This window comes from Pseudomonas nitroreducens (assembly GCF_010994165.1).
GTDB lineage: Bacteria > Pseudomonadota > Gammaproteobacteria > Pseudomonadales > Pseudomonadaceae > Pseudomonas > Pseudomonas nitroreducens.
The window spans coordinates 135507-147959 of record NZ_WMBX01000007.1; the positions used below are offsets into that span (position 1 = coordinate 135507).

12 protein-coding genes are annotated in these 12453 nt (G+C 65.4%); 4 read left to right on the forward strand and 8 right to left on the reverse strand.

Annotated elements, in window-relative coordinates; all coding sequences use genetic code 11:
- Positions 1-115: 115 nt before the first annotated feature.
- On the reverse strand, positions 116-1132 hold the full coding sequence (locus GJV37_RS26615; protein ID WP_193453127.1) for a DNA topoisomerase IB: 1017 nt from the start codon (positions 1130-1132) through the stop codon (positions 116-118).
- 88 nt (positions 1133-1220) lie between these two features.
- Positions 1221-2453, reverse strand: coding sequence for an oxygenase MpaB family protein (locus GJV37_RS26620; RefSeq protein WP_065085664.1), 1233 nt, complete (start codon positions 2451-2453; stop codon positions 1221-1223).
- 103 nt (positions 2454-2556) lie between these two features.
- Here GJV37_RS26620 and GJV37_RS26625 point away from each other — a divergent pair, with 103 nt between their 5' ends.
- Complete coding sequence (locus GJV37_RS26625) at positions 2557-3165, forward strand: TetR/AcrR family transcriptional regulator (RefSeq protein WP_024763822.1); 609 nt, start codon at positions 2557-2559, stop codon at positions 3163-3165.
- 106 nt (positions 3166-3271) lie between these two features.
- Here GJV37_RS26625 and GJV37_RS26630 read toward each other — a convergent pair whose 3' ends face one another.
- Complete coding sequence (locus GJV37_RS26630; protein ID WP_065085665.1) at positions 3272-4474, reverse strand: NAD(P)/FAD-dependent oxidoreductase; 1203 nt, start codon at positions 4472-4474, stop codon at positions 3272-3274.
- A gap of 321 nt (positions 4475-4795) precedes the next feature.
- Between GJV37_RS26630 and GJV37_RS26635 the strand changes: the two genes are divergently transcribed.
- Positions 4796-5317: an RrF2 family transcriptional regulator gene (locus GJV37_RS26635; RefSeq protein WP_024763824.1), complete on the forward strand. Its 522-nt coding sequence runs from the start codon at positions 4796-4798 to the stop codon at positions 5315-5317.
- On the opposite strand, the gene GJV37_RS26640 is transcribed toward GJV37_RS26635, so the two are convergent.
- Both GJV37_RS26640 and GJV37_RS26645 read right to left on the reverse strand, forming a co-directional pair.
- Entirely contained in the window at positions 5314-5940 is a 627-nt protein-coding gene (locus GJV37_RS26640; RefSeq protein WP_193453128.1) for a cell wall hydrolase, read from the reverse strand. The genes GJV37_RS26635 and GJV37_RS26640 overlap by 4 nt on opposite strands.
- Before the next feature lie 168 nt (positions 5941-6108).
- Entirely contained in the window at positions 6109-6930 is an 822-nt protein-coding gene (locus tag GJV37_RS26645; RefSeq protein ID WP_193453129.1) for an alpha/beta fold hydrolase, read from the reverse strand.
- Between the two features lie 421 nt (positions 6931-7351).
- Here GJV37_RS26645 and GJV37_RS26650 point away from each other — a divergent pair, with 421 nt between their 5' ends.
- Entirely contained in the window at positions 7352-8056 is a 705-nt protein-coding gene (locus GJV37_RS26650; protein WP_084357136.1) for an MgtC/SapB family protein, read from the forward strand.
- Positions 8057-8173: 117 nt separating this feature from the next.
- Here the strand turns inward: GJV37_RS26650 and GJV37_RS26655 are convergent, their stop codons facing one another.
- The 3 genes from GJV37_RS26655 to GJV37_RS26665 form a co-directional block, all read right to left on the reverse strand.
- Complete coding sequence (locus tag GJV37_RS26655; protein ID WP_425326848.1) at positions 8174-9244, reverse strand: MBL fold metallo-hydrolase; 1071 nt, start codon at positions 9242-9244, stop codon at positions 8174-8176.
- A gap of 232 nt (positions 9245-9476) precedes the next feature.
- Entirely contained in the window at positions 9477-10619 is a 1143-nt protein-coding gene (ampC, locus tag GJV37_RS26660; RefSeq protein WP_193453131.1) for a class C beta-lactamase, read from the reverse strand.
- Positions 10620-10715: 96 nt separating this feature from the next.
- Positions 10716-11156: a hypothetical protein gene (locus GJV37_RS26665; RefSeq protein ID WP_024763830.1), complete on the reverse strand. Its 441-nt coding sequence runs from the start codon at positions 11154-11156 to the stop codon at positions 10716-10718.
- Positions 11157-11362: 206 nt separating this feature from the next.
- On the opposite strand from GJV37_RS26665, the gene GJV37_RS26670 reads away from it, so the two are divergent.
- Positions 11363-12379, forward strand: a complete 1017-nt coding sequence (locus GJV37_RS26670; protein ID WP_193453132.1) for an RNA methyltransferase — start codon at positions 11363-11365, stop codon at positions 12377-12379.
- Positions 12380-12453 lie beyond the last annotated feature (74 nt).

A 12453-nucleotide genomic window follows, 5' to 3' on the forward strand; every position in this document is an offset into this window, starting at 1 on the left:
AGTCCCGTATGAAAGTTTTTCAGTTTGGCCGTATTAGACGCTTTTCGCACTAATGGCCGAGGGCCATTTGTCTAGGCATTTCCGCTTCGGCAGTCTTCGCGGCGCCATGAGCAGCTCAGTCGGACTGGAGAAAAGCCAGCAGGGTAGCTTCCTCGGCGCTGAGGTTCTTGCGCTTGCGCGCCTTCGCTAATCCGCTCAGTTCGCCAGCAAGAAAGGCCTGTATCACCCGCGGATGCACGTAGCATTTGCGGCAGATCGCCGGAGTGTTGCCCAGTTCGTCGGCCACCTGCTGGATGATCGACTTGAGCTGGCGGTTGGCGCTCTTCTCGTCTTCCCAGTGGGTCCTGCGGCAGTGCTCAAGGGCCAGGGTGGTGCCAGCCCAGGTGCGGTAGTCCTTGGCGGTGAACTCCTCGCCGGCGTGCTCGCGCAGGTAGGCGTTGATGTCGCGGGAGTCGATCATGTGCCGCTGGCGGTCTGCGTCCAGGTACTGGAACAGCTGTTGCCCGGGCAGCTCAAGGCAACGCCGGAGGATGCGCGCCAGGCGCGGGTGTTCGATGTCCACGCTGTGGCGGATGCCGCTCTTGCCACGAAAGGCGAAGCGAATGCGCGTGCCCTGGACTTCGACATGGCGGTTGTTCAGCGTCGTGAGGCCGAAGGAGCGATTTTCCTTGCGGTAGCGTTCGTTGCCGATGCGGATCAAGGTGCGATCGAGCAGTTCGACCACGGTCGCCATGACCTTTTCCGCTCCCAGGCCGGGCAGCGCCAGGTCCCGTTCTATACGCCTGCGCAGCGCTGGCAGGCTTTCCCCGAAGCGCAGCAGGCGCTCGTACTTGGCGCTGTCGCGGACCTCGGTCCAGCGCGGGTGGTAACGGTACTGCTTGCGCCCGCGCACGTCGCGGCCGGTTGCCTGCAGGTGGCCGAGCGGGTCGATGCAGATCCACACATCGATATAGGCTGGCGGGATCGCCAGGCGGTCGATCCGCTCGATCTCTGTTTCGACGCGAATGCGTTCGCCGCCCGGGTCGAAGTAGGCGAAGCGCCCGCGCAGGCGACGCCGGCTGATGCCCGGCAGGCTGTCGTCGACGTAGTGCAGGTCGGGGGGCAGGTCCAGCAGCTCCGGCGGTGTGCTCATGGCGGCTCCTCGAGGTCTCTTCGGTAATGGATCGCGAAAGGGCATCGGGAGTGCGGTTTTTTTTCATCCGCCGGCGGGATGGCCAAGCTCAGGAGTGCCGATCCTCGACGGCCAGAGGCACGGGCGAGATCAGCCTGGGGTCGCTACCGCCAAACAGGGTGCGCAGGTAATCCTCCTGGATTCGCAGGCCGCGGCGCACCAGCCAGTTGCGACCGCCCGGTACGACGCGCAGCAGACAGTGGCCGAGGAAGCGGGGCGGGGCCGTAAGCAACGGGTACCAAGGCAGGCTGCCGCGGGGCAGGCCGAGGGCGCGTCGCCCCTGGTCGTCGATGAAGGTGCTGGCGATGCTCAGGTGGATCGCCCGGTTCAGGCGCCCGCGCAACCAGGGGAAGTTGGCGTAGTGGCGCTGCAGGGGTTCGTCCACCAGCGCGCAGCCGAGCATGCGGCTGCTCTCGTCCGGCGGTGCCTGGGACAGCAGGTTGTGGTAGAGCGCGCGTATCGCGTCGTTCTCGCTGGCGCACAGCCAGCGCTCCTCGACGCCCATCAACCAGGCGATGTAGCGCCAGAGGTGGCTGATGGCTTCGCGCTCCCGCTGGCTCAGGACTACGCCCAGCATGCGCTGGCCGATCAGGAAGATCGCCGAGAAGGCCAGATAGGTCGCCTGCATGTCTCCCTGGTTGATGGGCAGGCCATGGTGAGCGAAGTCCCATTGCTCCAGGCGCGACACCCGACGTCGCACCAATGCATGCACCAGCCGTACGTGCAGCGTGCTGCGGTAGCCCGCTGCGCCGCGCGCCATGCCCCTTGGGCGGGTGCAGTCGATCCACCATTTGGTGGTCTCGGCGATACGCCGCTGCGGGCCTTTTTCCAGCGCGCCGGTGAGTACCAGGGTACGGTTGATCGCGGAGGCCTGGTATCCGGCCAGCAAGCCAAGGTCGCGCAGCACGCGCATACCGGTCAGCCCGGAAATTCCGCAGGCGCGGGCGCCCTCGTCGAGGCGCTGCGGGTCGACCCAGGCGGGCGGTGTTTCGACACGGGCGAAGAAGGTTCTCAGTGCCTCGGGTGCGTCGGGGATGGCGGCAATGCCCTGGTGCAGCGCCTGTTCATACAACCGCATGCTCTTGCCGAGGCCGACTTCGAACATCCACTCCAGCAGCGCATCCATGGGAGCATCGCCCACCGTGAGGGACGCGCCGATGGCCTTCCAGGTCGCGGTATCCGGCTCGCTAGGGCCCTTGAGGAAGCGCTTGACCGGCGCAGCGGTGCGCCGAGCGCGCTGCAGGTCAGCGCCGTGACGGGTAGGCAGGTCAGTTGCGCACATCGATTCATACCTTGGTTTGGTTGCCGGGCGGATTCGTCGAGTTACGCTATTGCGAGTATTTGCTCGCATTCAACTCGCATCCGACTCGCATCGGGGGATAGGCATGAGGAAGCAACCCAAGCAGCAGCGCGCCAGCGAGATGGTCGCGGTGCTGCTCGAGGCCGCTGCACTGGAGATCGGCGAGCACGGCCTGGATGGCCTGACCACGAACCACGTCGCGCGTCGAGCCGGGGTGAGCGTCGGCTCGCTTTACCAGTACTTCGCGAACAAGGAAATGATCGTCGAGGCCCTGCTCATGCAGCGCGCCGGCACGCTGATGAAGGTGGTGCACGAGCGCGTGACGCCGCTACTGGGCGCGGACATCGGCAGCGTCACCCGTGCGGTGCTGGAGGGCATCTTCCAGCAGGTGGAGGGAGATTCGGCGCAGTGCGAGCTGCTGCGGCATTGGCACCGGCTCAATTCCGCGCCGGTGTTCCATGCCCTGGAGCAGCAGATGATGGAGGTGTGCCGGCAGTACCTGATTCGGCACTTCGACGATTACCGCATCGACAACCTGCCGGCGGTGCTCTTCGTGGTGATCAACTCCGTGCAGTACACCTGCGCGCGTTACCTGAGCGATGCGCAGCCGCTGCTGGGGCGCGAGGAAGTGATCGATACCCTGGCGCGGATGGTTGAAGCCCTGTGCCTGCCGCGCGCTGTGCGGCATCCGTAGGGGCGGCTGTCTTCTCCCGGCGAGCCTGCGCATGCAAGGAGTGAGGCTGGGTCCGCCCGTAAAAAAGCCCGGAAGACTCGCGCCAACCGGGGCTTTTCTCAACCGATCAGGCCACGACCGGGATCATCGGATCGGCCGCTGCCAGCGCGGTGGCTCGATCAGCGGCCGGAGGGTAGATCCACACGGTGTTGATCTCGGTCTTGATCTTCTTGCCTTCCTCGCGCAGGAAACGCACCTGGCGGTCCCAGCCTTCGGTGAACAATGCGCCCCAGGCGCCCAGGTCCAGGCAGGTCACGTACTTCTCCTGGCTGTAGGGGATGGGGGCTACGCCCAGCAGGTCGGCGGCAGCGTTGTTGCCGGCCGAGCGGCCCAGGGAAATGGCATGCTGGCAGGTCATCAGCGCGTAGTTGCCGGCGTCGTCCACGGCGGCATAGGCCACGTCGCCCGTGGCGAAAACCGCATCCTGGCCGATCACCTGGAGGTTACGATCCACATGCAGGCGGCCCTGGCGGTCACGTTCGCCGGCAACCTGTTCAGTCAGCGAACTGGCGCGCACGCCGGCGGTCCAGATCACGGTCTTCGCCTCGATGCGTTCGCCGTTGGAAAGAGTGACGCCGCTGTCGTCGATGGATTCCACCGAGGCCTTCAGGCGCCATTCCACGCCCAGTTCGGCGGAGGCTTCGGCCACCACGGATTGCGACGTGACGCCCAGCGCACCGCCGATCTCGGCGCCGCGATCGACCACGACCACCCGTACCTTGGCGTCCGCGCCCAGAACTTCACGCAGGCGCGCGGGCATTTCGGTGGCGGTCTCGATGCCGGTGAAGCCGCCTCCGGCAACGACCACGGTGTTGCGCGCTGCAGATTCCGGCAGTTGGTTCAGCGAGCGGATATGCGTCTCAAGGCGCATGGCCTGGTCGATGTCGTCGACGTCGAAGGCGTGTTCGATGCCCGGCAGGGCGGGGCGAGCAACCTTGCTGCCGCTGGCGAGGATCAGGCGGTCGAAGCCCAGGGTGGCGATCTCACCGCTGGCATCGCGGTAATCCAGTTGGCGCCCGTCGACGTCGATCTGCTCGGCGCTGCCCTGGATGAAGGTCACGCCCACGGCGCCGAACAGGTCGCCCAGCGGCGCGGCCATCTGGTGCACGTTCGGCTCGTAGAAGCGCGGGCGGATGCGCAGTTCGGCCTGCGGGGCGAGCACCGCGACTTCGACGTCGCCGCGCTGGTGCAGATCGAGCAGGCGCGTGGCGCTCAGGGCGCTCCACATACCCGCGAAACCGGTGCCGACGATCAGGATACGTTGTTTCATGGTCTCTCCGACGAAAGGATGAATTCAGGTTGTAGAGTTCCCGAGTGCCCGACATCGGAGCGGTTTGCTTCCCGGCTTGCCTCGGATAACTACGACTATATTTGTCGTAGTTATCCGAGGCAATTGTTTTTCCCTCAAACTCCGACCGTTCGTCACCCCTACGGCGGAGGCGGTAGTCCTGCTTCTGTTTGTTCTCCGCACGCTTGGAAGTACTGCAAGCAGGGCTCGGCGGGTTACAATTCCCCTGGTTGCATGCTTAAGTGCTGGTCGGGTGCAGGCTGTAGTTTGATATTTGTGCGACTAAATTAGTCGGAGTTTGTGATGGCTTTATACAGTGCAGGGGTGGAGTACGGCATTCACTGCCTGCTCTTTCTGACGGATGAGAAGGGCGACAGCCGTGACTCCAGCGTGCGAGCGCTGGCGGAGTTGCAGGGTGTGCCCCAGGAATTGCTGGCCAAGGTCTTCACCAAACTGGCCAAGGCTGGGCTGGTAGCAGCCACCGAAGGCGTGCGCGGTGGTTTCCGCCTGGCGCGGCCGGCGGACGAAATCACCGTGCTGGACATCGTCAGGGCCATCGATGGCGACAAGCAGATCTTCGAGTGCCGCGACATCCGCGGCCGCTGCGCGGTGTTCGAAGGTTCGCCGCCGGAATGGGCGACCTGCGGTACCTGCTCGATCCACGCCGTCATGCTGACCGCGCAGAAACGCATGGAAGAGGCGCTGGCCCAGCACACCGTGCTCGATCTCGCACGCCGCGTCGGGCGCAAGGCGCCGCCGGAGTTCGGCGAGGCCCTGGTGCGCTGGATGGATGCCCAGCGCGACGGCAGCAATGCCGTCAGCTAACGCGCATCGCCGCCGCGCGGCTTGTAGAAGACGAACTCGTCTGTCTCGGCCGTGCGGATGTATTCCTTCGCCCAGGACGGCGAGACGTGGCGGTCGTGGAAGTACATCGCGCCGCGCGTACGGTCGCTGAGCTGCTGGTTCAGCGCCTTGCGGGCAATCTCCTTGGCGATGTCGTAGCGGTTCTTCTCCTCCACCTGGTCGGAGCGGCCGTCGCACCACCAGGAGAACTGGCAGTGTTTCTGCTCCTGGCCCTGCTTGACCACGCCGCACACGGTGTCGGGGAAGCCATCGTGGCCCATGCGGTTGAGCACCACATTGGCCACCGCCTCCATGTCGGCGCGGCCGCCGCCCTTGGCTTCCCAGTAGAGGGTCCGCGACAGGCAGACGACGGCGTCGTCCAGCGGCGCCTTGCCGGCGGGGTCGACGGCTTTCACTTCGGCCTTGGTGATGGGTGCTGCGGTGGTTACCGCGGTAGCGGGGTGGGCGACCTGTTGTTCCAGGACTTCGCCCTTGGTCACGGCGGCCTGGGCTTTCTCATCGCTGGATGTGCCCAGCTCAGCGGCGATGGAAGAGGGTGCCCAGAGCGCGAGCAATAACAGCGGAAGAAAATGAAGGCGGCACATGATCGAACCTACCTGCGCGACAAAACCAGTCCGGCCGTTGCGCAGGGCCCTTCCGGTACCCGCGCGACGGCGCCCTTGAGGCTGCTCCCTGGGAAAAGAAAGCGAAGCGACGGCGCCTGGTCGTTGTGACCGCCCTGCACGAACCCGGATTCAATTTTTCAGACGGTATTACCTGCGCCCCACGACTGACGGGGCCTGGGGCACATGGCGCTGGAAAAACTCGGCCACCGCCTGCAGCACGGCAGGTTGCTGTTCGCGGTGCGGAACATGTCCGCAATCGGGCAGCAGCCTGAGCATCGTCGGTACGCCCGGTATCGAGGTGAGACGCTGCGGGTGTGCGGCCGAGCCGTACTCGTCCTGCTCGCCATGCAGGCTGAGGGTCGGGCACTTTACCTGCGCCAGTTCGGCGTCCAGGTTCCAGTCGCTGAAGTCGTCCGACAGCCAGGTGTCGACCCAGGCGCGCAGCACCCAGAAAGCCTTGTCGCCATGGTACTTCTGCAGGCGTTGCAACTGCCCCTCGCGGGCGAATTCCAGTTCCGCGGCGCGGATGCCGTCGCGGGTCCGGTGCTCGACGAAGGCCTGCGCTGACTCGGTGATCAGCGCCACGCAGGTTTGCGGATGCCGTGCCACGCACGTCACGGCCATGGCGCCGCCAACGCTATGGCCGAACACCACGCAGCGCTCGAAACCGAAGTGCTGCTGCAGCAGAGGGAAGACGGTGCGTGCTTCCTCGTCGATGAAGTCCAGGGGCAAGGCGCCGGGGTAGCGTTCTGAGCGACCGAAACCGAGGCGGTCATAGGCGATGACCGGGCGGCCGGTGGCGCCGGCGAGGCTTTCCGGGAAATCGCGCCACAAGGTGACGCAGCCGAGCGAATCATGCAGCAGCAGGATCGGCTCGCCAGTGTTCCCGGCGGGTGTCCAGGCCTGGGCGAACAGTTGGCCTTTCTCGCTGCTGATCCAGTGCTCGCGGGTGACGATGGCGGACGACATGATGTGTTCCTGATCGGGGCAGGGGCGCATGGTAGGACCCTGTCCCGGCCAATGCCAACCATTGGCCGGACACTAAGGAAACCTTAAGGCTGCCCGGGGATGATGAGGACTCGCGGCCGGGGCTGTCCCGGGCAGTGCTCACACCGGGCCCGGTCGCTTTTTTTGAATCAATAGAGGAGTCCTGCCTTGGACACTTGCCCTGGTCGATTGCGACAGGTCTGAACAGCGAGCCGTCCGGCAGAACCCTGCCACTGTCTCGCTGCGTTGCGGACAGTGGCGATACGCATCCCGCCGCAGGATGACGTCTCACCATTCCCCTGCGGGGCCAACCGGCCCTTCGCTCCCTCGCAATCCACCACCCGAATGCGCGCCGGCATCGCCCGGCGCATGGAGCGGCCGAGCGCCGCAAACGAGGTGGAACATGGATTGGAAAATCTTCCTGCTGCGGGTTGCCGCGGCACTCATCCTGGGCGCCCTGATCGGCGCCGAACGCCAGCTGCGTCAGCGCCTGACCGGCCTGCGCACCAATGCGCTGGTCAGCACCGGTGCCTGTCTCTTCGTGCTGATGACCCAGGCGATGCCGGGGCTCTCGGCCGACGCTCCGCGCATCGCCGCTTATGTGGTGTCCGGCATCGGCTTCCTCGGCGGCGGCGTGATCATGCGCGATGGCCTGAACGTGCGCGGCCTCAACACTGCTGCCACGCTCTGGTGCACCGCCGCCATCGGTGTGCTGTGCAGCATGGGGCTGTTGCTCGAAGCCGCGCTGGGCAGCGTGGTGGTGCTCTGCGCCAACATCCTGCTGCGCGACATCGCCCTGCGCCTGAACCACCAGGACGTAGTGCCGGCCAGTGAAGCGGAGCAGCGCTACGGGGTCGCGATCATCTGCCGCGCCGAAGACGAGATCCAGGTGCGCAGCCTGATGCTGCACAGCCTGGACAGCAGCGAACTGCGCCTGCAATCGCTGCACAGCGAGGATCAAACCAACCCGGCGAAACTGGAAGTGCGCGCCGAACTGCTCGGCGGCCATGGCGCCGCCGGACAGCTGGAGCGCATGGTCAGCCGCATCAGCCTGGAGAAGGGCGTCAGTTCGGTGCGCTGGCAGCTGTTCGAACTGGCCAGCGATTGAGTATGCGAGCATCCATGGCTTTTCGTAGGAGCGAGCAAGCTCGCTCCTACAAATGCCGACTTCACCCCGCGCGTAGGAGCGGATTCGGTTCGCGATTGGCGTCAGGCTACTGTGGTTTCATCCTTCGCGGGCGGCACGACAACCACAGCGCGGCGCCGGTGCGCGGGCCTCCTCTGCCACTACGCCGCGCCACCAGCGCTCACCGCTATGCGGTACTTCGATGGCGATACGCTCGCCCATCATCGGCGTGGTGACGGGCAGGCCGCGTTCACCGGCGATTTCCAGCACGCGCTCGAAGGGTTCGTACCAGGCATGCATGGCCAGGTCGAAAGTGCCGTTGTGGATTGGCAGCAGCCAGCGGCCGTTGAGGTCCTGGTGCGCCTGCACAGTCTGTTGCGGGTGCATGTGCACGTAAGGCCAGTGCTCGTTGTAGGCACCGGTTTCCATCAGCGTCAGGTCGAAGCGGCCGAAGCGCCGGCCGATTTCGGCGAAGCCGTCGAAGTAGCCGGTGTCGCCGCTGAAGAAGATGCGCAGGCTGTCGTCCTCGATCACCCAGGAGCACCACAGGGTGCGGTTGCCGTCGCGTACACCGCGGCCGGAGAAGTGCTGCGCCGGGGTAGCGGTCAGGCACAGGCCGTCCACCGTGGTGCTCTGCCACCAGTCCAGTTGGCGGATCTTCTCAGCTGGTACGCCCCAGTCGAGCAGGCGGTCGCCCACGCCCAGCGGGGTGAGGAAGACCTCCGCGCGCTCGGCCAGCACGGCGATGGTCGCGCGGTCGAGGTGATCGTAGTGGTCGTGGGAGAGGATCACGCCGCGGATCGGCGGCAGGTCCCGCAGGGCAATCGGCGGTGCGTGGAAGCGCTTGGGCCCGGCGAAGCGGAAGGGTGACGCGCGCTCGGAGAACACCGGGTCGGTCAGCCACCAGCCGCCGCGCAACTTGAGCAGGAGGGTGGAGTGGCCGAGGCGATACAGGCTACGGTCAGGCGCTGAGTCCAGCTCGACCGGAGTCAGCGCGCGCACGGGCACTGGAGCGCGCGGCACGGTGTTCTTCGGTTTGTTGAACAGTACATCCCAGAGCACCCTCGCGCTGGGCTCGGGCATGTCGGCCGGGCGAGGGGTGAGGTTGTGGAAGCGACCTCCGCGCGATTGCGCGGAGTGGTCGTAGTTGCCGATGGGGGCGCGTTGCAGTGGGAGGCGGGGCAAGGCACTGATCCTCTGGAGGCGGAGTCTGTCAGGACAGCACGCTACAGGCTCCGCCGCCAGGGATCATTACCGGCATTTTGATTCAGAACATCACCGGCATCGATACAAGCCGCGCGCCTCGGGAGAGGCCCTGCTGGAGCGAGCTTGCTCGCGAACCGCTGGGCGCCGGAGCTGCCGGGAGACATCGCGGCCAAGATTCGTTGCCACAGCAAGCGCGTCAATCCAGCTTCGAGAGGATGTCCCAGGCCAGCCTCACCCGCGCCTCGTTGGGGTAGTTGCGGTTGGCGAGGATGACGATGCCACGCTGCTTCGACGGGACGAACGCGACGTAGGCACCGAAGCCGCCGGTGGCGCCGGTCTTGTTCACCCAGACGTCCTGCTGCGGCGGCAGCGGCTTGCGCAGAGCCTTCACCGGCTGGCTCTCCAGCACCATCGAAGGGCCGTTGTATTGCTGCAGTTCGGCGAGCTTGGGGGGGTAGGCATACTGCTCCCAGACGAGGTCCTGGGTCATCGGGCCGACCTGGTAATAGCCAGTGCGGGTGGCATCCACCGCCGCCTGCAACTTGGCACCGAGCTTGACCTCGCCCAGTTGCACCTGGACGAAACGCAGCAGGTCACGGCTGCTGGATTTCACCCCGTAGGCCTCATCGGCGATCTGGTCGGGGTTCACTCGCACGGGCTGGTCGTCCTTGTCGTAGCCCTGGGCATAGACACCCTGGCGCGTCACGGGCACGTCGATATGGGTATTGCTCAGCCCCAGCGGGGCGAAGACGTTGCGCTGCATCGCGGTCTTGAACGGCACATCGAGGGCGCGCGCGGTGGCGATGCCGAGCAGGCCGATACTGGGGTTGGCGTACGTCCGCTGGGTGTTGGCGGGGTACTGCGGCTGCCAGGTCCTGTAGTAGTCGGTGAGCTGTTGGGGGGTCTTCACCTCGTCGGGCAGTTGCAGTGGGAAACCACCGGTGACGTGGGTGGCGAGCTGGATCAGCGTTACCTTGTCCAGGGCGCTGCCGCGCAGTTCCTTCAGATAATGCGTCGGGCTGTCCTGCAGCTTGAGCTTGCCGCTGGCCTCGGCGAAACCGGCAAGGGTGGCGGTGAACGTCTTGCTCACCGAGCCGATCTCGAACAGCGTATCGCTGCTCACCGGCTGCTTGCTCTGCTTCGACGCCACGCCGAAATTGTAGAAATGCTGCTCGCCATGGTTGGTGACGCCAATGGCCAGGCCGGCGATGTTCTGTTCGCGCATGACCTGCTGGGCGAGCTTGTTCACCTTCGCATCGAAGTCCGGCGGGGTGGCTTGGGCGAGGTTGGAGAATGCGAGTGCGATGAGGCTGAGCGCGAGGGGAGCGGTCCGGCGCATGAAGACGTCCTGTTGCGGTGTAGAAGGACTGAACCTAGCACCACCTGCTCCGTCGCTCCAGCGGTAGGCGGGGCACGATGCCCCGCCCGGCGTCCATCAACGAATGTTGTTGATGCTGCCTTTGTTGCCGGTGACCTTGACGTCCACCTTCTTGAAGATGAAGTAATCCTGCACGTTCACTTCGTAGCGCGGTGCGACGATCAGATCGGAACCGGAGCTCTTCACGGCCTTGTAAGCGGCAGCGGCCTTGACCGAGGAAACCGGGTCGAAGGCAGCCAGGCTCATGCCCGAACCGCTCTCGGCGCCGTAGGTGACGCCATCGGCGTACTGGCTGTCGCCGCCGAACTTGATGAAGCCGAACAGGATGTTGACCTGGGACTGGCCACTGATCGGGCCGCCGACGGCAACGTCTGCCTTCAGGTCGGTCTTGACGGCACCGGCGATCGGGGCGATCGGCTGGCTGACGTTGTAGCTGGTGCAGCCGGTGGCAAGTGCGGCGACCGAGACGAGTGCGGCGGCGCTCAGGAACTTCTTCATGCTTACTCCTTGTATGCAAATGCCCCTTTTTGCATTGGATTGGGGGCGGCGGCACTGTAGGGCCCCGATGAACGGTTGCTGAATAAGACGAATCTCAAAGGAAGATGCACGTGATTGTCACAGCAAGGCGTCTAGGACGGATATTTCCGCGCCTTCGACCGGCAGCGCTACGCCGAGCCGGCAGCGGGTGGTAGGATTCGCGCCCCATGCGAATATCCGACCTCGACCAACGCCTTGCCGACCTTGGCGCGCTGCCCCTGCATCGCGCCCGGATGCTGCGTGCCTGGCTTCAGGGCAAGGCGCTGGATGCCGGCACCAAGCGGCAGGCGACCGAGGACTTCCTGCCGCTGAGCGTGCGCAACGGCGTGGCGCAGATTGCCGCCGAGCTGGATGCATTGGCGACCATCCAGTCGCGCCACCCGGGCGGCGACAACTCCGAGCGTCTGCTGGTACGCCTGGCCGATGGGCAGATGGTGGAAAGCGTGCTGCTGCCGCGCGGCGGCGTTTGCGTGTCGACTCAGGTCGGTTGTGCCGTGGGCTGCCGCTTCTGCATGACCGGCAAGAGCGGCCTGCTGCGCCAGCTATCCACCAGCGAGATCGTTGCCCAACTGGTGCTCGCGCGGCGTATGCGGCCAGTGAAGAGGGTGGTGTTCATGGGCATGGGCGAGCCGGCGCACAACCTCGACAATGTGCTGGAGGCCATCGACCGCCTCGGCACCGACGGCGGTATTGGCCACAAGAACCTGGTGTTTTCCACCGTCGGCGACCCGCGCGTGTTCGAGCGCCTCCCGCAGCAACGGATCAAGCCGGCGCTGGCGCTCTCGCTGCACACCAGCAATGCGGCGTTGCGCGAGCACCTGCTGCCGCGTGCGCCGAAGATTACCCCCGACGAACTGGTGGAGCTGGGCGAGGCCTACGCTCGCGCCACGGACTATCTGATCCAGTACCAGTGGACGTTGCTCAAGGGTATCAATGACAGTCAGGAAGAACTCGACGGTATCCTGCGCCTGCTCAAGGGCAAGTTCGCCGTGCTCAACCTGATCCCGTTCAACGCCCTGGAAGGCGACCAGTACCAGCGCCCGGACAGCGACCGCATCGTCGAGATGGTCCGTTATCTGCACAGCCGTGGGGTGCTGACCAAGGTGCGCAACAGCGCCGGGCAGGATGTTGATGGTGGCTGCGGGCAACTGCGTGCACGCGCCCAGATCATCACCCGCCGATAGCGCCGCTCAGCCTTGAGAAAACCCTTGTACTTCGGGATGGTTTATTCATGGGGCTGCACATAGCGCCGAGTAGC

Coding starts and splice junctions, on each gene's coding strand:
- GJV37_RS26665 (WP_024763830.1), bottom strand. CDS start 11,156: ATGAAGAAGTTCCTGAGCGCCGCCGCACTCGTCTCGGTCGCCGCACTT.
- GJV37_RS26625 (WP_024763822.1), top strand. CDS start 2,557: ATGAGGAAGCAACCCAAGCAGCAGCGCGCCAGCGAGATGGTCGCGGTG.
- GJV37_RS26645 (WP_193453129.1), bottom strand. CDS start 6,930: ATGTCGTCCGCCATCGTCACCCGCGAGCACTGGATCAGCAGCGAGAAA.
- GJV37_RS26630 (WP_065085665.1), bottom strand. CDS start 4,474: ATGAAACAACGTATCCTGATCGTCGGCACCGGTTTCGCGGGTATGTGG.
- GJV37_RS26670 (WP_193453132.1), top strand. CDS start 11,363: ATGCGAATATCCGACCTCGACCAACGCCTTGCCGACCTTGGCGCGCTG.
- GJV37_RS26635 (WP_024763824.1), top strand. CDS start 4,796: ATGGCTTTATACAGTGCAGGGGTGGAGTACGGCATTCACTGCCTGCTC.
- ampC (WP_193453131.1), bottom strand. CDS start 10,619: ATGCGCCGGACCGCTCCCCTCGCGCTCAGCCTCATCGCACTCGCATTC.
- GJV37_RS26615 (WP_193453127.1), bottom strand. CDS start 1,132: ATGAGCACACCGCCGGAGCTGCTGGACCTGCCCCCCGACCTGCACTAC.
- GJV37_RS26620 (WP_065085664.1), bottom strand. CDS start 2,453: ATGTGCGCAACTGACCTGCCTACCCGTCACGGCGCTGACCTGCAGCGC.
- GJV37_RS26650 (WP_084357136.1), top strand. CDS start 7,352: ATGGATTGGAAAATCTTCCTGCTGCGGGTTGCCGCGGCACTCATCCTG.
- GJV37_RS26640 (WP_193453128.1), bottom strand. CDS start 5,940: ATGTGCCGCCTTCATTTTCTTCCGCTGTTATTGCTCGCGCTCTGGGCA.